The sequence below is a fragment of the Bradyrhizobium sediminis genome, assembly GCF_018736105.1.
In the GTDB taxonomy this organism is placed as follows: Bacteria; Pseudomonadota; Alphaproteobacteria; order Rhizobiales; family Xanthobacteraceae; genus Bradyrhizobium.
Map to the genome: position 1 here is coordinate 2,408,122 of NZ_CP076135.1, position 20,019 is coordinate 2,428,140.

Below are 20,019 nucleotides of genomic sequence, written 5' to 3' on the forward strand. Positions count from 1 at the left end.
AGCCAATGCAGTTCGCTCTCAACGAGGACCAGATTGCGGTTCGCGATATGGCGCGGGATTTCGCCGCGGAAAAAATCGCGCCGCATGCGATCCGCTGGGACGAGGAGAAGCATTTTCCGGTCGACGTGATGCGCGAGGCCGCCGGCCTCGGCATCGGCGGCGTCTATATCCGCGACGACGTCGGCGGCTCTGACATGACGCGGTTCGACGCCGCGCTGATCTTCGAGGCGCTGGCGCAGGGCTGTCCGACGGTGTCGGCCTTCATCTCGATCCACAACATGGCGTCGTGGATGATCGATGCCTATGGCAACGACGCGCAGCGGAGGAAGTGGCTGCCGAAGCTCTGCACCATGGAGCTGTTGGCAAGCTATTGCCTGACCGAGCCGGGCTCGGGATCGGATGCCGCCGCGCTGCGCACCCGTGCGGTGCGCGACGGCGATCATTATGTGCTGAACGGCCAGAAGCAGTTCATCTCCGGCGCCGGCAAGGGCGATCTCTATGTGGTGATGGTGCGGACCGGCGGCGAGGGGCCCGGCGGCATCTCGACGCTGGTGATCGAGGGTGACACGCCGGGGCTGTCGTTCGGCGCCAACGAGCGCAAGATGGGCTGGAACGCGCAACCGACCCGCGCGGTGATTTTCGAGAATGCGCGGGTGCCGGTCGAAAACCGGCTCGGCGACGAGGGCATCGGCTTCAAGATCGCGATGGCCGGGCTCGACGGCGGCCGCATCAATATCGCGGCCTGTTCGCTCGGCGGCGCGCAATCGGCGCTCGACAAGTCGCTCGCCTATATGAAAGAGCGGAAAGCCTTCGGCAAACGCCTCGACGAATTCCAGGCGCTGCAGTTTCGTCTCGCCGACATGGCGACCGAACTGGAGGCGGCGCGCACCTTCGTGTGGCGCGCGGCGGCGGCGCTCGACCGCAAGGATGCGGACGCCACCATGCTGTGCGCGATGGCCAAACGCTTCGGCACCGATGTCGGCTTCGAGGTCGCCAACCAGGCGCTGCAACTGCATGGCGGCTACGGTTACCTCAGCGAATACGGCATCGAAAAGATCGTGCGCGACCTGCGCGTGCACCAGATCCTCGAAGGCACCAATGAAATCATGCGGCTGATCGTATCGCGGAAATTGATCGAGGGTGCGCGATGACGGCGGCGACTGCCGCTGCCGGGGCGCCGGAACCCGACCTGATCGCCCGGCGCGAGGGCGCCGTCGGGGTGATCCGGCTCAACCGGCCGAAGGCGATCAATGCGGTGACGCTGCAGATGTTTCGCGACGTCGACAAGGCGCTCGACGCGTTCGAGGCCGATCCTGCGGTCGGCGTGATCCTGCTGGAAGGCGCCGGCGAGCGCGGCCTGTGCGCCGGCGGCGATATCCGCGCGCTCTGGGAGAGCTCGAAGGTCAAAGGCGATCTCGGCAAGATCCTGTGGCGCGAGGAGTACATCCTCAACGCCCGTATCGCCAGGTTCGCAAAACCCTATGTGTCCTTCATGGACGGCATCGTGATGGGCGGCGGCGTCGGGCTGTCGGCGCACAGCAGCCATCGCGTCGTCACCGAACGCACCAGGCTCGCGATGCCGGAAGTCGGCCTCGGCTTCTTCCCGGATGTCGGCGGCACCTGGCTGCTGGCGCGCACGCCGGGCGAGGTCGGCACCTATTTTGGGCTCACCGGCCAGACCATGAACGGTCCCGATGCGGTTTATGCCGGGTTCGCCGATGCGGTGGTGCCGTCAGGTGAACTGGCCGCCCTGCGCGAGGCGCTGACGAAGCTTTGTCCCGGCGTGACGGCGGCGGAGGTCAAGGGCGTGATCGATGGTTTCGCGACCGGCGAGACCGCGGGACCCGTTGCCGCGATCGAGCCGCAGATCGACCGCTGGTTTGGCTTTGACCGGATGCAGGATATCGTCGCAGCGCTGCAGGCGGATAGCTCGGAACTGGCGCAGGCGACGCTGAAGACGTTGAATGAGAAGTCGCCGCGCGGCATGGTGGTGGCGCTGAAATTGCTGCGGCTGGCGCGGGCGGCGTCCTCGCTCGAACAATGCCTGGTGCGGGAATATCGCGCCGCGCTGGAAGTGTTCGCCAGCGACGATTTTCGCGAGGGCGTACGCGCCGCCGTGATCGACAAGGACCGTAACCCGAAATGGTCGCCGGCTCGGATCGATGACGTGACGCCCGAAATGGTGGCGCCTTACTTCGCCGAGATCGGCACCGACGAACTCAAGTTCTAAGCGACAAGAACAGCAACGACTGGAAGCGGAGGAAATACCATGGCAACGATCGCATTCATCGGTCTCGGCAATATGGGCGGGCCGATGGCGGCCAATCTGGTCAAGGGCGGTCATAAGGTTACCGCGTTCGATCTGGTGGAAGCGTCGCGCACCCAGGCCAAGGCTGACGGGGCTGTGATTGCCGAGAACTCCGTTGCCGCGGTGAAGGGAGCCGACGTCGTAGTCACCATGCTGCCCGCGGGCAAGCATGTGCTGTCGGTCTGGAACGAAGTCGTCCCGGCGATGGCGAAGGGGACGCTGATCATCGACTGCTCGACCATCGATGTTGAAAGCGCCAAGCAGGCCCATGCGCTGGCGGCCAAATACGGTGCTGTTTCGGTCGACGCGCCGGTGTCCGGCGGCACCGGCGGCGCCAAGGGTGCGACGCTGACCTTCATGTGCGGCGGCGACGACAAGGCGTTCGCGGCGGCCAAGCCTGTGTTGGAGAAGATGGGCAAGAAGATCGTGCATTGCGGCGGCGCCGGTGCCGGGCAGGCGGCGAAAATCTGCAACAACATGATCCTGGCCGTTTCCATGATCGCGGTCGGTGAGGCCTTTGCGCTCGCCGAGAAACTGGGGTTGTCGCATCAGGCGCTGTTCGACGTCGCCTCGACGTCATCGGGACAATGCTGGGCGCTGACATCCTATTGCCCGGTGCCGGGCCCGGTGCCGACCTCGCCCGCGAACAACGACTACAAGCCCGGCTTTGCCTCGACCCTGATGGTGAAGGACCTCACGCTGGCGCAGGACGCCGCCAAGGCGACGGGCGCTGCGACGCCGCTTGGCAAGCATGCGCAGGAAATCTACAAGGCATTCGACGCCGCCGGGCATGGCGGGGTCGATTTCTCGGGGATCATTCAGCACGTGCGGAGTCTGGCCGGAAAATGACAGGCAATCGATGACGACCTTCCAGGAAGCGCGCGCATTCCTCCTCAGGCATCGGACCGATTACGACAAGGCGGTTGCGGATTTCCGCTGGCCGGATCCGGCGCCGTTCAACTGGGCGCTGGACTGGTTCGACGCGGAACTGGCGCGCAACCCCGACAGCAAGGATCGCGCGGCGCTGTGGATCGTGGATGCCGGCAGCAACCGGGAGACGAAGCTGTCGTTCGAGGCGCTGTCCCGCCGTTCCAATCAAGTCGCCAATTTCCTGCGCGCGCAGGGACTGAAGCGCGGCGATCATCTGCTCTTGCTGCTCGGCAATGTCGTGCCGCTGTGGGAGACCATGCTGGCGGCGATGAAGCTCGGGGTGGTGGTGATCCCCGCCACCACGTTGCTGACGCCGGACGAATTGCGCGACCGGCTGGATCGCGGCCGCGCCAAGGTCGTGGTGGCGACGCAGGATCAGGTCGCGAAATTCTCAGGTCTCGGCGCCGAACGGCTTGTTCGGATCGTGGTCGGTGCATCCTCGCAGCAGGACGGCTGGCTGGCTTACGAGCAGGTTGCGGAGTTTCCGGAAAGTTTTGTACCTGATGGCCCGACCGGCGCCAACGATCCGATGCTGCTGTATTTCACTTCGGGCACGACCGCCAAACCGAAACTGGTGCGGCACAGCCAGCGCAGCTATCCGGTCGGCGCGCTCTCGACCATGTTCTGGCTCGGCCTGCAGCCGGGCGACGTGCATCTGAACATTTCCTCGCCGGGCTGGGCCAAGCACGCCTGGAGCTGCTTCTTCGCGCCCTGGAACGCCGGCGCGACCGTGTTCGTGGTCAACCAGCCGCGCTTCGACGCCAAGGGACTGCTCGCGACCATCGGCCGCTGCGGCGTCACCACGCTGTGCGCGCCGCCGACTGTGTGGCGGCTGTTCATCCAGGAGAAGCTCGACACCTTCAAGGTATCGTTGCGCGAAGTCTGCGGCGCCGGCGAACCGCTCAATCCCGAAGTGATCGATCAGGTGCGCGCCGCCTGGGGGCTCACCATCCGCGATGGCTACGGCCAGACCGAGACCACGGCGCTGGCCGGCAATTCGCCGGGACAGAAGGTCAAGGTCGGGTCGATGGGCCGCCCGCTGCCGGGTTACCGCGTCCAGATTACCGATATCGACGGCCAGGTGACGAAAGAGGGCGAGGTCACCCTGTTGCTCGGCGACGACAGGCCGGCCGGCCTGATGCAGGGTTATCAGGGCGACGACGGCAAGCTCTCGGGCGCCGACGGCGATCGCTATCGCAGCGGCGACGTCGTGTTCGCCGACGAGGATGGGTACCTGACCTTCGTCGGCCGCTCCGACGACGTCTTCAAGTCGTCGGATTACCGGATCAGCCCGTTCGAACTCGAAAGCATTTTGCTGGAACATGAGAAGGTGGCGGAGGCCGCGGTCGTGCCCAGTCCGGATCCGATCCGGCTGGCGATCCCGAAAGCCTATGTGCTGCTGGTATCGGGTGCGGAGCGCTCGGCGGAAACCGCGCTGTCGATCTTCCAGCACCTGCACAAGCGGCTGGCGCCGTTCAAGCGCATCCGGCGGATCGAACTGGTGACGGAATTGCCGAAGACGATTTCCGGAAAAATCCGCCGCGTGCAGTTGCGCCGGCTGGAGCATGACAACGATCGCGGCGACCCCTTGAGGGGCGACGAATTCCGCGAAGAGGATTTCCCGGAGCTGCAAAAGGTGCGGGCGGCCGGATCGTCGGAGAACTAAGGAATGAATGAAGTCTGGAAGAAACCCCCGATCTCGCTTGAGGCCTATCAGAACATGGTCGGCCACGAAGTCGGGGTGTCGTCATGGCATCTGCTTGATCAGAACCGGATCGACGTCTACGCCGACGTGATCGAGGATCATCAGTTCATTCATGTCGATCCCGAGCGCGCCAGGCGCGAAACCGCGTTCGGCGGCACGGTGGCGCACGGCTTCCTGACCATGTCGCTGTTGAGCATCATGTCCTACGAGGTGATGCCCGTGATCGCAGGCACCACCATGGGGGTCAATTACGGCTTCGACAAACTGCGCTTCCTTTCGCCGGTGCGTTCCGGCAAGCGCGTCCGCGGCCGCTTCACGCTCGCGGAAGCCAAGCTGCGCAAGCCGACCGAACTGCTGTCGCGCACCAATGTCACCGTCGAGATCGAGGGCGAGGAAAAACCCGCGCTGGTGGCCGACTGGCTCGGTTTGATCTATTTCGCTTGATGTCTCAGCCGTCATGGCCGGGCTTGTCCCGGCCATCCACGTCTTGCTATGCAGCAACCAAGAAGACGTGGATGCCCGGCACGAGGCCGGGCATGACGAGGGAAACCAAACTCCGGGAATTTTACTCATGGCAATCAGATTTGACGGACGCGTCGCCATCGTTACCGGCGCGGGCAATGGTCTTGGACGGGCGCACGCGCTGGGATTGGCGAGCCGCGGCGCCAAGGTCGTGGTCAACGACTTCGGCGGCGCGCGCGACGGCACCGGCGGATCGTTGAGCCCGGCCGAAACCGTGGTCGAGGAAATCCGCAAGGCGGGCGGTGTGGCGATGGCCGACGGCGCCGACGTCTCGAACTTCGAGCAGGTCAAGGCGATGGTGGCTCGCGCCACCAAAGAGTGGGGCAGCGTCGATCTGCTCTGCGCCAATGCCGGCATTTTGCGCGACAAGTCGTTTGCCAAGATGGAAGTAGCCGACTTCGCCAAAGTGCTCGACGTGCATCTGATCGGTACCTTCTATTGCTGCAAGGCGGTGTGGGACGGCATGCGCGAGCGCAATTACGGCCGCATCGTCGTCACCACCTCGTCGTCCGGCCTGTTCGGCAATTTCGGCCAAGCCAATTACGGTGCTGCGAAAGCCGGCATGGTCGGCCTGATGAACGTGCTGGCGGAAGAGGGCCGCAAGAACAACATCCGCGTCAACACGATCTCGCCGACCGCGGCGACCCGGATGACGGAGGAACTGCTGCCGCCGCAGGCGCAGGCGCTGTTGAAGCCGGAAGCGATTACGCCCGCGGTGGAGTACCTGCTCAGCGAGGACGCGCCGACCCGCACCATCATGGGCGCGGGCGCGGGTTCGTTCGCGGTGATCAAGGTCATGGAAACCGAGGGCATCAACCTGGCCCAATCCGACTGGACCCCCGATGCGGTTGCCGCGCATTTCGCCGAGATCTCCGACATGTCGAGAGCGAAGGCGCTGCAGGGCGCGTTCGAGCAGACCCAGAAATATGTCGCCCAGGCCGCGGCACGGGCGGGGATCAAGCTGTAGATGCTTGCGACAGCCTCATCCTGAGGAGCTTGCGAAGCAAGCGTCTCGAAGGATGGAGGCAACGAATGAACTCGCGGCCATCCTTCGAGACGCGGCCAATTGGCCGCTCATCAGGATGAGGTCCGGTGTGCCGGGAGGGAGCGCGTCTTGGCCGCAGGCGTGACAACATCGCAAGTGGATGTCGCCGTCATCGGCGCCGGCCCCGCCGGCCTGATGGCCGCCGAGGTGCTGGCGCAGGGCGGCGCGCGCGTCACCGTCTATGACGCGATGCCGTCGGCGGGCCGCAAGTTCCTGATGGCCGGGCGCGGCGGACTCAATCTGACTCACAGCGAGAAGCTCGAGGAATTCCTCACCCGCTACGGCAAGGCGTCGCCGCAACTCGCCGCAGCTATTGAAGCATTTCCGCCGGACGCTTTGCGCGCATGGAGCGAGGGGCTGGGCCAGCCGACCTTCGTCGGTTCCAGCGGCCGGGTTTTTCCCGAAGCATTGAAAGCCTCGCCGCTGCTGCGCGCATGGCTGCGGCGGCTGGATTCCATGGGCGTGAAATTCGCGCTGCGCCACCGCTGGACCGGCTGGGACGAGCAGGGCCGTTTGCTGTTTGAAACGCCCGACGGACCGCGCGCTGCCGGTGCGCACGCCACCGTGCTGGCGCTCGGCGGCGCCAGCTGGCCGCGGCTTGGGTCGACCGGCGCATGGGTGGAAATACTCAGATCGAAGGGTATAACGATCTCGCCGCTGCGATCGGCCAATTGCGGTTTCGTGGTAGCTTGGTCCGATGTCTTCCGAAACCGTTTCGAGGGGCATCCGCTCAAGGGCATTGAACTGTCGTTCGGCGAACACAGCGTGCGAGGCGAGGCCTTGATCACTCGCGCCGGCATCGAGGGCGGCGCGATCTATGCGCTGTCAGCGGTGTTGCGCGAAGCCATTATCAAGGCAGGGCAGGCGAGGCTGCACATCGCCTTGCGGCCCGATCTGAAGATCCCCGATCTGGCGGCCCGGCTATCTGCCCCCCGCGGCAAGCAATCCCTTTCAAACTGGCTGCGCAAGGCGGCGCATCTTTCGCCTGTCGCCATCGGCCTGTTGCAGGAGGCGGCGATAGCCTCGGGCACGTCGCTGTCGTCGCTGCCGACGGAAAATCTCGCCGCATTGATCAACGCGGTGCCGGTCCGGCTCACCGGCATCGCCCCGATCGCGCGCGCGATCTCGACCGCGGGCGGCATTGCCTTCGACGAGGTTGACGCCGATTTCATGCTCCGCCGTTTGCCCGGGGTATTCGCATCAGGCGAAATGCTCGACTGGGAGGCCCCGACCGGCGGCTACCTGCTGCAGGCGTCATTCGCGACGGGAGTGGCGGCGGGGAAGGGTGTGTTGAGGTGGCTTGAGATGCGAATGGCGAATAGCGAATAGCGAGTGGAACTTTCCCTATTCGCTACTCGCCATTCGCCTACCGCAACTTCCCCCTTGCCGCCACCGGCAGAGTGCCGACGATTTCCTCGCCGCGCACCATCACCACCTCGTCCATCATGTTGACGACGACGCAGACATGGTTCGGCACGATCCGCACGACGTCGCCGACATTGGGCCGGGTGTTGCTGCGGGTCAGATCGAGAAAGCCGTGCTCCTCGGCAAAGCGGGCGATCTTGGCCTCGGGATGTTCGAGGATCAGGCCGTGGCCCTCCAGCCCGCCGGTGTCCGAGGTCAGTGTCTTCGATCCGGCGTCGAGAATGCCGCGGTCCGGGCCTGCGCGGCTGACCACTGTCGAATAGATATTCAGCGCGCAATCGTCCCAGCTGGCGACGCCGGCCGCGACCTGCATGCGGTCGTTATAGATATAGGTGCCGGGCCGGTGCTCGGTGGCGCCCTTGAGTTTTCCAACGTTCTTCAGGTTCGGCGAGCCGCCGGTGGAGACCATCGCCGCATCGAGCCCGTGCGCGCGCACGCCGGCCAATGCCTCGTCGTAGAACTTCTGCGCCTCCGCCCAGCCGGTCTCGGTCGGGTACAGCATGAAGCCCGCGAACAGCAATCCCTTCGACGCTGCGATCTCGCGCGCCAATGCGATGGCTTCGGCCGGGGTTTCGACCCCGGCGCGCTTGCGCCCGGTATCGCATTCGACCACCACCGAGAGCGGCCGGCCGGAGGCGGCGGCCGCCTGCGGCAGGCCGGCAATCACGGTCGAATTGTCGGCGGCGACCGTCATATTGGCCCTGGCCTGCAGCGCGCCGAGCCGCGCCATTTTCTCTTCGCCGATCAGATTATAGCTGATCAGGATGTCGTCGATCCCGGCGTTCGCCATCACCTCAGCCTCGCCGAGCTTCTGGCAGGTGATGCCCTTGGCGCCGGCCGCGATCTGCAACCGCGCCAGCACAGGGCTCTTGTGGGTCTTGATGTGCGGCCGGTTGGCGACCCCGGCCGCGTCGCAGACGGCCTGGATCCGCGCGATGTTGCGTTCCACGCGCTCCATGTCGATGACGGCGCAAGGCGTGCCATATTCACGGGCGATCTTGGCGGCGAGGGGCGTGGTCATTCCAACTCCAAGTCAGGCCTGTTCGATCTCTTCGCGCAGCACTTCAAGTTCCAGCCATCGGTCCTCGGCCTCCTGCAATTCCTTCTGCGCTTTGGTAAGTGCATCAGAGGCTTGGTCGAACTTCTTGCGATCCTTCTGGAACAAATTGGGATCGTCAAGATGCCGCTGCTGCTTGGCGATTTCGGCCTGCAGCCTGGCGATGGTCTTGGGCAGCGTTTCCAGCGCGTGCTTTTCGTTGAAATTGAGCCGGCGCTTCGATGTGCCTGATGGCGTGCCGGTTTTCGATTCGCGTTTCTCCTCGGCGGCGGTTGCCGCCGCCTTCACCGCCTCGCGCCTGAGATCCGCGCCGCGCTGCGACAGCATGTCGGTATAGCCGCCGGCATATTCGATCCAGCGGCCGTCGCCTTCCGGCGCGATAACCGAGGTGACCACGCGATCGAGGAAGTCGCGGTCATGGCTGATCAGGATCACGGTGCCCTCGTAGTCGCCGAGCATTTCCTCCAGCACGTCGAGGGTTTCGAGGTCGAGGTCGTTGGTCGGCTCGTCCAACACCAAAAGGTTGGAGGGCTTCGCCAGCGCGCGGGCCAGCATCAGCCGGCCGCGTTCGCCGCCGGAAAGCACCTCCAGCGGCGTGCGCATCTGCTCCTGTCCGAACAGAAAGTCCTTCATGTAGCTGACCACATGCTTGGGCTTGCCGCCGACCATGACGTGGTCGCCGCGGCCGCCGGTCAGGGCTTCGGCCAGCGTCGACTTGGGGTCGAGGCTTTCGCGGTGCTGGTCCAGCGTCGCCATTTCAATGTTGGCGCCGAAGCGGATGGTGCCGCTGTCCGGCGGCTTGGCGCCGGTCAGCATCTCGATCAGCGTGGTCTTGCCGGCGCCGTTGGGACCGACGATGCCGATGCGGTCGCCGCGCTGCACCCGGATCGAGAAACCGTCGACGATCTTGCGGTCGCCATAGGTCCTGGAGATGTTCTTGGCTTCAATCACGAGCTTGCCGGATTTGTCGGCTTCGGCGGCGGCGAGGCTGGCATTCCCGGTTGCGCCGCGGTAGTCGCGCCGCTGCTGGCGCAGCGTGTAGAGATTGCCGAGCCGCTTGACGTTGCGCTTGCGGCGGCCGGACACGCCGTAGCGCAGCCAGTGCTCCTCATTGACGATCTTGCGGTCGAGCTTGTGCTGGTCGCGCTCTTCCTCGGCCAGTACCTCGTCGCGCCATTCCTCGAAGGCGCTGAAACCGCGGTCGATCTGCTTGATCTGGCCGCGATCGAGCCAGGCGGTGGAGCGCGACAAATTGGAGAGGAAGCGGCGGTCATGGCTGATGATGACCAGCGCGCTGCGCCGGCTGCCGAGTTCGCTCTCCAGCCATTCGATGGTGGTGAGGTCGAGATGGTTGGTGGGCTCGTCCAGCAGCAGGATGTCGGGCGAGGGCGCCAGCACCCGCGCCAGCGCGGCGCGGCGGGCTTCGCCGCCGGAAAGATGCGCGGGGTCTTCGTCGCCGTGCAGGCCGAGCTGTTCCAGCACATAGCGGGCCTGATAGTGGTCGTCGCCGGGGCCAAGCCCGGCCTCGACATAGGCCAGCGTGGTCGTAAAACCGTCGAAATCCGGCTCCTGCGGCAGATAGCGGACGGTGGCGCCGGGCTGCACGAAGCGGCTGCCGCTGTCGGGCTCCACCAGGCCGGCGGCGATCTTGAGCAGCGTCGATTTGCCGGAGCCGTTGCGGCCGATCAGACAGACGCGCTCGCCGGCCGACACCGACAGTTCGACGCCAGACAACAGCGGCGTACCGCCGAAGGTCAGCTTGATGTCTTTCAACTGGATCAGCGGAGGCGCCATGGCTCTCTAATTCAACTCTGTTCTTGCGCAGTTTGATCGGCGCGTTGGCGCTGGATGCGGCGGATGGTTTGGTCGAGCGCCGACAGGAACGCCGAGCGGTCGCGCGGCGCGAACGACCGCGGACCGCCGGTGACTTCGCCCGAGGACCGCAGGTCGGTCATCAGATTGCGAACCGCCAGCGTCATCCCGATCGATTGCTCCGTGAACGGCTTGCCGTTCGGCGCGATCACCTCGGCGCCGGTCTTCACGCAGCGGCTCGCCAGCGGGATATCCGAGGTGATGACGATATCGCCCTTTCCCGCGCGTTCCGCAATCCAGTCGTCGGCGGCGTCCATCCCGGAGCCCGCCGCGACGCGCTCGATCAGCGGGTCCTGCGGCACCCGGATGAAGTTGCCGGCGACCACGCTGACGGGCAGGCCGTGCCGGATGGCGACGCGGTAGATTTCGTCTTTGACCGGACAGGCGTCGGCGTCGACATAGATGCGGGTGGTGTTCAAAACGGCTGTCATCGGCTGGAGATTTAGGTCGGGGGCGCAAGCCGCGCCCTCCCTGGAGCGCAACTGCGCTCCCGAATGCGCGTGGTACCCCATCACGGGCGGAATTGCGAGGAAAACGGCGCGTGGAACACGCTTGCCTCGGCATTTTCTTCGCGTACCATTGTGGCCAGAAAAGCCAACCAGAAACCGAGGAAACGCAGGAAATGCCGAACCGGCTCGAAACCTACCGCGTCCAGGCCTTCAACACCGCCAAACTCTCCGAAAACAAGATGCATGACGACACCGTGGCCAAGCGGTTCGGATTCTCGGGCGGCCTCGTCCCCGGCGTCGACGTCCTGGCCTATATGATGCACATGCCGGTGGCGAAGTGGGGCCGGGCCTTTCTCGAACGCGGATTGATCGACGCGCGCTTTGTCAAGCCGGTCTATGACGGCGAGACCGCCGAGGTGACGGCCGAGGAAACCAATGGCGTGCTTTCGATCGAGGTCAAAAGCCGGGGCCAGCTCTGCGCCACCGGGATCGCCTCGTTGCCATCAGCCGCGCCATCGGTTTCGATCGCGGATTACAAGGCGGTCGCCGCGGTGGCCGAGCGCATGCCGGTCAATGCCGCCTCCTATGAGCTTGGCAAATGGCTCGGCACCGTGCCGCGCGACTGGGCCGGCGAGGCAGGCAAGGAATATCTCGCCGATGTCCGCGAATCCGACCCGATCTATGCCCGGGAAGGCCTTGCCCATCCTGGCCTGCTGCAGCGGGTGATGAACAGGGTGCTGGTCGACAACGCCATCCTGGGACCGTGGATCCATGTCGGCAGCACGATGCAGCTGCTGTCGGCCGCCAAGGCCGGCGACGAAATCACTGCGCGGGCCAGGGTCACCGGCAATTACGACAAGAAGGGCCACCGCTTCGTCGAACTGGACGCGCTGGTGGTAGCCAATGGCAAGACGCCTTTGGCGCATTGCCAACATGTCGCGATCACCCAGCCGCGCGAGCAGGCGGCCGCGTAGGCGCGCACGCCGCCCGCAACATCTTCAGTTGTCGTTCTCCGCGAAAGCGGGGGACCCAGTACGCTGCGGCTTCACACGAGACCATTCGAGGAACTTGCGGACCATGACCGTCACCGTCGACTACTACATGGCACTGACTTCGCCCTGGACTTATCTCGGCAGCGCGCCGTTCGCCGAAATCGCCAGGCGAAATAACGTGGCCGTCAATATCAAGCCCTGCAAGTTCGGACCGATCTTCGAGCAGACCGGCGGGCTGCCGCTGCCGAAGCGCTCGCCGCAGCGGCGCGCCTACCGTATGATGGAGTTGAAGCGCTGGCGCGAGGTGCGGGGCGTTCCGCTGAACCTCGAGCCGAAAGGTTTCCCCTGCGACGACACCGTGGCGGCGCGGCTGGTGATCGCGGCCAAGCTGCAACGCAAGGATGCCCTCAAGCTGTCGATCGAGCTGGGGCGCGCGGTGTGGGAACGCGAGGAAACGCTCAATGATCCGGATTGCATTGCGTCGGCCGCCCAGCGCGCCGGCCTCGATGCCGCGGCGCTGCGCGCCGGCGGCCCCTCCGACGCCGAACTCGACGCGCTGCACGATCAGTACACAAACGAGGCTCTTGCGGCCGGAGTATTTGGGGCGCCGAGTTACGTGCTGCCTTCGGGCGAGATCTTCTGGGGCCAGGACCGGCTGGAGCTCTTGGAACGCGCCTTGAAGCAGATGGCTTAGCCGACGCGCTGTTGGAGTCCGGCGTTCCCTTCACATCGTGAAGATGCGCCCGGGATTGAGAATCTGATGCGGGTCGAGCGCGCGCTTCAGCGTGCGCATGGTCTCGATCTCCTCCGCGGTGCGGCTGAGCTTGAGATAGGGCCGCTTGAGAATGCCAATGCCGTGCTCGGCCGAGACCGAGCCTGCGAATTCGCCGGTGATGCCGTAGACGAGCTTCGAGACCTCGTCGTGCTTGTCGGCCGGCGGCGGGTACTTTGCGTTGACATGCAGGTTGCCGTCGCCGGCATGGCCGAACACGATCGCGTAGGCATCGCTGTGGATCGTCTTCAGTCCCTTGTCGACGGCGTCCGCAAACGCCTCCATCCTGTCGATGGCAAGGCTGATGTCGAAGCCGACGCCGGGGCCGAGCGCGCGGCCGAGTTCGACCGAGGAATCGCGAATCCGCCAGATCGCCGCGGCCGCAGCCCCTGAACTCGCAATCGTGGCATCAAGGATGATGTCGTCTCCCAGCACCTGCTCCAGCAAGCTTTCGAGATCGGCGCGGATGCGCCCGGCGTCGCTGCCGGAGGATTCGAGCAGGACGTAGAAGGGATGATTGGTCGGAAGCGGCGCGGCGACGCCTTTCACCAGTTCGGTGGTGAGGCGATAATAGTTGTTCCACATCACCTCAAAGGCGGTGAGGTCGCCGCCAAGACGCGAGCGCGACAGCGCCAGCAAGGCGCGGACCTTGTCGAAGCTCGAAAGCGCGCACAGCGCCACTTGCTGCTCCGCCGGCGCCGGGAAGATCCGCAGCGCGGCGCGCGTGACCACGCCGAGCGTGCCCTCGGTGCCGACGAACAACTGCTTGAGGTCCATGCCGGTGTTGTTCTTGATGTATTTGCGCACCCCCTTGAGGATGGTGCCGTCCGCAAGCACGGCTTCGAGCCCGAGCACAAGCTCGCGCGTCATGCCGTAACGGATCACCCGGTTGCCGCCGGCATTGGTGGAGATGTTGCCGCCGATAGTACAACTGCCCCGCGCGCCGAGATCGAGCGGGAACATGAAGCCGTCCTGCCCGACGCGCTCCTGCAGGCGCTGCAGCGGCACGCCGGTTTGGGTGATCACGACCCCGCCGCCGGTATCGACTTCTTCGATTGCGTTCATGCGTTCCGTCGACAGCACGATTTCGCCCGGTGCCGGCATCGTGGCGCGCACCAGTCCGGTCATGCCGCCCTGCGTCGTGACCGGCACGCGCGCCCGATGGCAAAGCTTGAGGAATTGGGAGACCTCTTCCGTCGTGCGCGGCCGCACCACCGCGAGCGGCGGCGCGACCGCAATACCGGCCATGTCTGTGTGATAGCGGGCGCCGATGTCGCCGCCGGTCAGGACCGTCGTCGCATCGAACGCCGCGCGAAGTTCGCCGATGATTGCCGCCTGCACGTAGCTTGCTCCGTTTCACTCTCAGTCGTCATTCCCGCGAAAGCGGGGAAGCCAGTACGCCGCGGCATCTCGGTTCATCACAGATGTCCCGGAGCACTGGGTCGCCGGTCAAGCCGGGCGCCGACGATCGCGGATGTGGCGGCTCACGCCGCCTGCCTGGCCTTGGCATCCTGGATCGCACGCCAGACCCGCTCCGGCGTCAACGGCATGTCGATGTGGGTGATGCCGTATTCGGAGAGCGCGTCGAGCACCGCGTTGACGATCGACGCCAGGCTTCCGGCGCAGCCGGCTTCGCCGCAGCCCTTGGTGCCCAGCGGATTGGACTTGGCGGGCACCGGATGATCGCCGACCTCCATCAGCGGCACGTCCTCGGCGCGCGGCATCGCGTAATCCATGAACGAGCCGGTGATCGGCTGGCCGCTGGAGTCGTAGCTGACCTGCTCCATCAGCGCCTGGCCGATGCCCTGGGCGACGCCGCCATGCAACTGGCCGGCGACGATCATCGGATTGACGATGGTGCCGAAATCGTTGACGCCGGTGTACCGCACGATGCGCGTCACGCCGGTGTCGGGATCGATCTCGACTTCCGCGACATGGCAGCCATTGGGGAAGGTCGAGGGCGTATCCTTGGTGGCGTGGTCGACGTCGAGCGTATCGGGCGCGCCCTCCGGCATCTTGCCCTCGCGCATCCGCTGCGCCAGTTCCATGATGCCGATGCTGCGGTCGGTGCCGGCGATGGTGAAGCGGCCATTGCCGAATTCGATGTCGCCTTCCGACGCCTCCAGAAGGTGCGCCGCCGCCTGCTTGCCCTTGGCGACGACGAGTGCCGCGGCCTCGACGATCGCGGCGCCCGTCGCGGTGATCGAGCGTGAACCGCCGGTGCCGTTGCCGAAGCGCACCAGATCGCTGTCGTTCTGCTCCAGCGTGATCTTTTCGAAGGGTACGCCGAGCTGGGCGGAGAGCACCTGCGCGAACGGCGTGGCGTGGCCTTGCCCGTAATCGAGCGTGCCGGTCGTCAGCTTCACCGAACCGTCCGGCTCGAAGGTGATCTTGCCGAGTTCGCCGGCGGGCGGGGCGGTGACTTCCAGATAGGAGCCGATCGCGATGCCGCGCAGCTTGCCGTTCCTGCGGCTCTCTTTCTTGCGTCTGGCGAAATTGGCGTGATCGGAAATCTCCAGCGCCTTGTTGAACACGCCCTGGAAGTCGCCGCTGTCATAGGTGACGCCGCTGGCCGCCGCGAACGGCATCTGCGACGGCTTGATGAAGTTGCGCTTGCGCAGCGTCAGCCGGTTGATGCCCATCTCGTCGGCGGCGCGGTCGATCAGGCGTTCCATGTAGTAATTGGCCTCGGGCCGGCCGGCGCCGCGATAGGCGCCCATCAGCGTGGTGTTGGTCAGGACCGTCTTGATGTCGACGCCGAGCAGCGGGGTGCGATAGACGCTGGCGAGATTTTTTCCGGTGTTGAGCGACAGCGGCCCCGGCGCCACGCCGGTGATATAGGCCCCGAGATTGCCGTAGCCGGAGAGGCGGACCGCGAGGAACTTGCCCTCGGCGTCGAGCGCGAGTTCGGCATGGATCAGTTGGGCGCGGCCGTGGCTGTCGGACAGGAAGCTGGTCGACCGTTCATCGGTCCATTTCACCGGCCGTCCCAGCGCCCTCGCTGCATGCAGAATGCAGGTATATTCGGGATAGCTGACGTTCTTCATGCCAAAGGAACCGCCGACATTGGCGGTCAGGATGCGGACCTTGTCGTTCGGCACGTTGAGGATCTTCGCCAGCGTCACCTTGTTGCCGGACACGCCCTGGGTCGGAACCTGCAGCGTAAAGCGTTCGCTGGTCTTGTCGTAGGCCGCCAGCGCCACGCGCGGTTCCATCGACACCACGGCGACACGGGTATTGACGATGTCGAGCTTCGTCACATGCGCCGCGGCGGCGAAGGCGGCCTCGATCCTGGCGGTGTCGCCGTAGTGATAATCGAGCGCGACGTTGTTGGGGATGTGGTCATAGAGCTGGGGGGCGCCGGGCCTGGCCGCTTCGGCGGCGTCGGTGACGGCGGGGAGCGGATCGATATCGACCTCGACGGCTTCGGCGGCATCGCGCGCCTGCGCCAGCGTTTCGGCGACGACGAAGGCGACGGGATCGCCGACGAAGCGCACCTTGTCGCTCACCAGTGCGGTGCGGTTGGTCTGCAGCAGCGGCGTGCCGTCACGGCTCTTCAGCGGCAGGCCGCAGGTGAAGGGCCCGTAATTCGCCACCGCAAGGTCCTTGGCCGTGTAGACCCCGAGCACGCCCGGCATCGATTTGGCGGCCTTGGTGTCGATGCCGCGGATGATCCCGTGGGCATGGCTGGAGCGTACGATCCAGGCGTAGGCTTGGCCGGGCAGGTTGAAATCGTCGGTGTATTTGCCCTTGCCGCGGACCAGCGTGTCGTCCTCCTTGCGGCGCACCGGTTGCCCGACACCGTATTTTTGCAGTGCGATAGCGTTTTCCAGGGAGGACGAAGACGAATGATCTTGCATTGGCAGGTACCTGAAAGGCTTGGTTTTTGCGCGATTTCGCGGGTTCCCGTGAGATAACGCACCGATACCGGTACGACAACGCCTGATTGGGCATGCTGCCATGTGAACGGCTGTTGCGTGGCGCTTGCGCGCTGCTAAAGTTTCCGTGAACGGAAATTCCACGCCGGCTCCAGAAGGCCGCGGAAAGACATTTTGAATGAACCAGGACACCCGGCTTCGCGATGGCCCCGCGCCGCGCGAAGCCGATGGCCCAAGGCTGCGTGATGGCACGCCCGGGGCGGCCCATCCGCCGGCCGCCGCTGGAACCGGCGTTTATGCCGCGCTGGACCTTGGCACCAACAATTGCCGGCTCTTGATCGCCTGTCCCACCGGCGACGGCTTTCGCGTGGTCGACTCGTTCTCGCGGATCATCCGGCTGGGGGAGGGCATCTCGGCGACCGGCTGCATCAGCGATGCCGCGATCGACCGCGCCATCGCCGCCTTGAGCATTTGCCGCGACAAGATCCATTCCAGGAGAGCCGGGCGGCTGCGGCTGATCGCAACGGAGGCCTGCCGCGCCGCCTCCAACGCCGACGGCTTCCGGCACCGGGTCGAAGCCGAGACCGGGATCCGGCTCGAGGTGATCGATCGCGAGACCGAAGCGACGCTGGCGGTGATCGGCTGTTCGCCGCTGCTCGATCCCAGGGGCCGCGGCGCCATTCTGTTCGATATCGGCGGCGGGTCCACCGAACTGGTCCGGATCGAGCGCGATCCGGATGAGCAGGATGCGGCGCCTCGCATCAAGGGATGGATGTCGATCCCGCTCGGCGTCGTCTCGCTGGCCGAGCATTTCGGCGGCAAGGACGTCACGCCGCAATCCTATGCCGATATGGTCGAGAAGGTCGCCCGGCACATCGCGCCGTTTGCGGCCGAGCACGGCGAGGACCTCAGGGATATGCACCTGCTCGGCACCTCGGGCACGGTGACCACCCTGGCCGGGGTCCATCTTAATCTGGCGCGATACGATCGCCGCCGGATCGATGGCGTCTGGATGAGCGATGCGGATCTTACCGCTACCATCGCGCGTCTGCTCGGCATGAGCTACCAGGAGCGCGCCAGCAACAATTGCATCAGCGTCGAGCGCGCCGATCTGGTGCTGGCGGGCTGCGCCATTCTCGATGCCATCCGTGACGCGTTTCCGCTGCCGCGGCTGCGGGTCGCCGATCGCGGCCTGCGCGAGGGCATGCTGGTCGAAATGATGCGCGAGGACGGCGCGCTCGGCGGATGCCGATAGGCGTTTGCGCCGGCAATGTGCTAGAGCCCTCAAATCATGGCGAAAGACACCACCGGCCGGCTGCACGTTACCGTCAAGACCGGCGGCAAGCGCAAGCTGTCCTCCAAGCTCTGGCTGGAGCGGCAGCTCAACGATCCCTATGTGGCGCAGGCCAAACGGGAGGGCCTGCGCTCGCGCGCGGCCTTCAAGCTGATCGAGATCGACGACAAGCACCATTTCCTCAAGCCGGGCATGACGGTGGTCGATCTCGGCGCGGCGCCCGGCGGCTGGAGCCAGATCGCCGCCAAACGCGTCGGTTCGGTCGGCGGCAAGGGCAAGGTGATCGCGATCGATCTTCTGGAGATGCCGGAGATCCCCGGCGTCAGCTTTGCGCAGCTCGACTTTCTTAAAGACGATGCGCCCGACAAGTTGCTGAAGATGATGGGCGGCCGCGCCGACGTCGTGCTGTCCGACATGGCGCCCAATACGACCGGCCATCGCAAGACCGATCAGCTCCGTATCGTCGGCCTCGTCGAAGCCGCTGCAGCGTTCGCCGCCGAGGTACTCAATCCCGGCGGCACGTTCGTCGCAAAAGTGTTCCAGAGCGGTGCGGATGCCGAACTGATGACGCAACTCAAGCGTGACTTTGCCACCGTCAAGCACGTCAAGCCGGCGTCAAGCCGCAAGGATTCTTCCGAGCGCTACGTGCTGGCGATGGGATTTCGGGGCGGGCAGGCAAAGCCGCCGGGCGAGCGCACCTAAGCGCGCCGATCGGCTATTGGCCCGTCGCCAGCCGCCGAACGCCGGATGCAGTCAGCCCGAGCTCTCCGAGCCGTCTGACGGCGTAGCCCAGTCCGACCAGGCGCTCCCAGTGCAATTGAGGAATCTCGCGCTGCGCGTCGCCCTTGCTGACCTCGAGCAACGAGGCAAATTCGTCCGGACTGAGGGCAGGGGAATTATCCGTCATCACGCGACCTCGTCGGTCCAGACCTTGAAGCTGACCAGCGTATTCGGCCCGAACGTCTGGGTGATCGGGACATCGGAAGCATCGCGCCCCTGCGCAATCAGAACGCGGCCGATCCGCGGCACGTTGTTGCGCGGGTCGAACGTATGCCAGCATCCGCCGAGATAGGCCTCGAACCACCCGGCGAAGTCACCCGGCCCGTAAGGCGGCAGCGTTCCCATGTCGCCGAGATATCCGGTGCAGTAGCGCGCCGGAATATTCATGCAGCGGCAAAATGTAATGGCGAGATGGGCATAGTCGCGGCATACGCCCTTGCCCTCGGTGTAGGCGTCCCAGGCGGTCCTGGTTGCGCGGGCGTGCTCGTAACCGAAAACGATGTGGCGATGCACGAAATCACAGATGGCCTGGACCCGCGCCCAGCCCGGGTGCGTCTTCTCGAACAGCTTCCATGCGATGTCCGAGAGCCGATCGGTCTCGCAGTAGCGGCTGCCGAGCAGGTAGACCAGTGTATCGGTCGGCAGATCCTCGACCGCATGTTGTTGGGCCGAGAGAACAACCGGGTCAGGCAGGCCGCTGTCGCGAACCACACCGTCGGCAGCCAGGCGCACCCGGCCGGCCGGTGCGACGATGCGGCTGCACCAGTTGCCGAAGAGATCGCGATAGGGCGTGATCGGCACGGCAGGGGTGATGGTCAGGAAATCGGGGACGATGACGTCGGACGCGCGCGTGAAGTGCGTACCCAGCACCATGATCATCGGCGTCGGCTGCGGAAAATCGTACAGCATTTCGAATCCGACGCGAATTTTCATTCGAAACACTTTCGTTAAATACAACCATTGAGATGGCTATCGAGCCCTCGAATACAA

General features: G+C 65.2%; 18 protein-coding genes. 11 read left to right on the forward strand and 7 right to left on the reverse strand.

Going from position 1 to position 20,019, the window contains the following annotated elements; genetic code table 11:
• The first annotated feature begins 5 nt into the window (after window positions 1–5).
• The 7 genes from KMZ68_RS11375 (at window position 6) to KMZ68_RS11405 (ending at window position 7,839) form a co-directional block, all read left to right on the forward strand.
• A complete protein-coding gene (locus KMZ68_RS11375) occupies window positions 6–1,151 on the forward strand; it encodes an isobutyryl-CoA dehydrogenase (protein ID WP_215615856.1) in 1,146 nt (381 codons plus the stop codon).
• Window positions 1,148–2,230, forward strand: coding sequence for an enoyl-CoA hydratase/isomerase family protein (locus KMZ68_RS11380; protein WP_215615857.1), 1,083 nt, complete (start codon window positions 1,148–1,150; stop codon window positions 2,228–2,230). The genes KMZ68_RS11375 and KMZ68_RS11380 overlap by 4 nt, the downstream gene beginning before the upstream one ends.
• Before the next feature lie 39 nt (window positions 2,231–2,269).
• A complete protein-coding gene (mmsB, locus tag KMZ68_RS11385) occupies window positions 2,270–3,157 on the forward strand; it encodes a 3-hydroxyisobutyrate dehydrogenase (protein ID WP_215615858.1) in 888 nt (295 codons plus the stop codon).
• Between the two features lie 10 nt (window positions 3,158–3,167).
• Complete coding sequence (locus KMZ68_RS11390; RefSeq protein WP_215615859.1) at window positions 3,168–4,904, forward strand: AMP-binding protein; 1,737 nt, start codon at window positions 3,168–3,170, stop codon at window positions 4,902–4,904.
• A 3-nt stretch (window positions 4,905–4,907) separates the two neighbouring features.
• The gene (locus tag KMZ68_RS11395) at window positions 4,908–5,387 is read left to right on the forward strand and encodes a MaoC family dehydratase (RefSeq protein ID WP_215615860.1); all 480 of its coding nucleotides are present in this window, start codon (window positions 4,908–4,910) and stop codon (window positions 5,385–5,387) included.
• Between the two features lie 127 nt (window positions 5,388–5,514).
• Window positions 5,515–6,432: an SDR family NAD(P)-dependent oxidoreductase gene (locus KMZ68_RS11400; RefSeq protein ID WP_215615861.1), complete on the forward strand. Its 918-nt coding sequence runs from the start codon at window positions 5,515–5,517 to the stop codon at window positions 6,430–6,432.
• A gap of 159 nt (window positions 6,433–6,591) precedes the next feature.
• Window positions 6,592–7,839: an NAD(P)/FAD-dependent oxidoreductase gene (locus KMZ68_RS11405; protein WP_249779592.1), complete on the forward strand. Its 1,248-nt coding sequence runs from the start codon at window positions 6,592–6,594 to the stop codon at window positions 7,837–7,839.
• A gap of 37 nt (window positions 7,840–7,876) precedes the next feature.
• On the opposite strand, the gene KMZ68_RS11410 is transcribed toward KMZ68_RS11405, so the two are convergent.
• The 3 genes from KMZ68_RS11410 to KMZ68_RS11420 are packed head-to-tail and all read right to left on the reverse strand — an operon-like array spanning window position 7,877 to window position 11,295.
• Window positions 7,877–8,956, reverse strand: coding sequence for a D-TA family PLP-dependent enzyme (locus KMZ68_RS11410; RefSeq protein WP_215615863.1), 1,080 nt, complete (start codon window positions 8,954–8,956; stop codon window positions 7,877–7,879).
• A 12-nt stretch (window positions 8,957–8,968) separates the two neighbouring features.
• Window positions 8,969–10,786 carry an ABC-F family ATP-binding cassette domain-containing protein gene (locus KMZ68_RS11415; protein WP_215615864.1) on the reverse strand — a complete coding sequence of 606 codons (1,818 nt, stop codon included), beginning with the start codon at window positions 10,784–10,786 and terminating at the stop codon, window positions 8,969–8,971.
• An 11-nt stretch (window positions 10,787–10,797) separates the two neighbouring features.
• A complete protein-coding gene (locus tag KMZ68_RS11420) occupies window positions 10,798–11,295 on the reverse strand; it encodes a YaiI/YqxD family protein (RefSeq protein ID WP_215602349.1) in 498 nt (165 codons plus the stop codon).
• Between the two features lie 191 nt (window positions 11,296–11,486).
• Between KMZ68_RS11420 and KMZ68_RS11425 the strand changes: the two genes are divergently transcribed.
• Both KMZ68_RS11425 and KMZ68_RS11430 read left to right on the forward strand, forming a co-directional pair.
• A complete protein-coding gene (locus KMZ68_RS11425) occupies window positions 11,487–12,287 on the forward strand; it encodes a MaoC/PaaZ C-terminal domain-containing protein (RefSeq protein WP_215615865.1) in 801 nt (266 codons plus the stop codon).
• 103 nt (window positions 12,288–12,390) lie between these two features.
• On the forward strand, window positions 12,391–12,999 hold the full coding sequence (locus tag KMZ68_RS11430) for a 2-hydroxychromene-2-carboxylate isomerase (protein ID WP_215615866.1): 609 nt from the start codon (window positions 12,391–12,393) through the stop codon (window positions 12,997–12,999).
• A gap of 30 nt (window positions 13,000–13,029) precedes the next feature.
• Here the strand turns inward: KMZ68_RS11430 and KMZ68_RS11435 are convergent, their stop codons facing one another.
• On the reverse strand, window positions 13,030–14,418 hold the full coding sequence (locus tag KMZ68_RS11435; RefSeq protein WP_215615867.1) for an FAD-binding oxidoreductase: 1,389 nt from the start codon (window positions 14,416–14,418) through the stop codon (window positions 13,030–13,032).
• A 143-nt stretch (window positions 14,419–14,561) separates the two neighbouring features.
• Window positions 14,562–16,937 carry a xanthine dehydrogenase family protein molybdopterin-binding subunit gene (locus KMZ68_RS11440; protein WP_215615868.1) on the reverse strand — a complete coding sequence of 792 codons (2,376 nt, stop codon included), beginning with the start codon at window positions 16,935–16,937 and terminating at the stop codon, window positions 14,562–14,564.
• 196 nt (window positions 16,938–17,133) lie between these two features.
• On the opposite strand from KMZ68_RS11440, the gene KMZ68_RS11445 reads away from it, so the two are divergent.
• Together KMZ68_RS11445 and KMZ68_RS11450 are read left to right on the forward strand one after the other, a co-directional pair.
• Window positions 17,134–18,210 (forward strand): Ppx/GppA phosphatase family protein, encoded by a 1,077-nt coding sequence (locus KMZ68_RS11445; protein WP_215615869.1) that lies wholly within the window; start codon window positions 17,134–17,136, stop codon window positions 18,208–18,210.
• 36 nt (window positions 18,211–18,246) lie between these two features.
• Window positions 18,247–18,951, forward strand: a complete 705-nt coding sequence (locus tag KMZ68_RS11450) for an RlmE family RNA methyltransferase (protein ID WP_215615870.1) — start codon at window positions 18,247–18,249, stop codon at window positions 18,949–18,951.
• 13 nt (window positions 18,952–18,964) lie between these two features.
• Here KMZ68_RS11450 and KMZ68_RS11455 read toward each other — a convergent pair whose 3' ends face one another.
• Window positions 18,965–19,156: a hypothetical protein gene (locus KMZ68_RS11455; RefSeq protein WP_215615871.1), complete on the reverse strand. Its 192-nt coding sequence runs from the start codon at window positions 19,154–19,156 to the stop codon at window positions 18,965–18,967.
• Window positions 19,156–19,962, reverse strand: a complete 807-nt coding sequence (locus KMZ68_RS11460) for a transglutaminase-like domain-containing protein (RefSeq protein WP_215615872.1) — start codon at window positions 19,960–19,962, stop codon at window positions 19,156–19,158. Before KMZ68_RS11460 ends, KMZ68_RS11455 begins: the two co-directional genes overlap by 1 nt.
• Window positions 19,963–20,019: the final 57 nt, after the last annotated feature.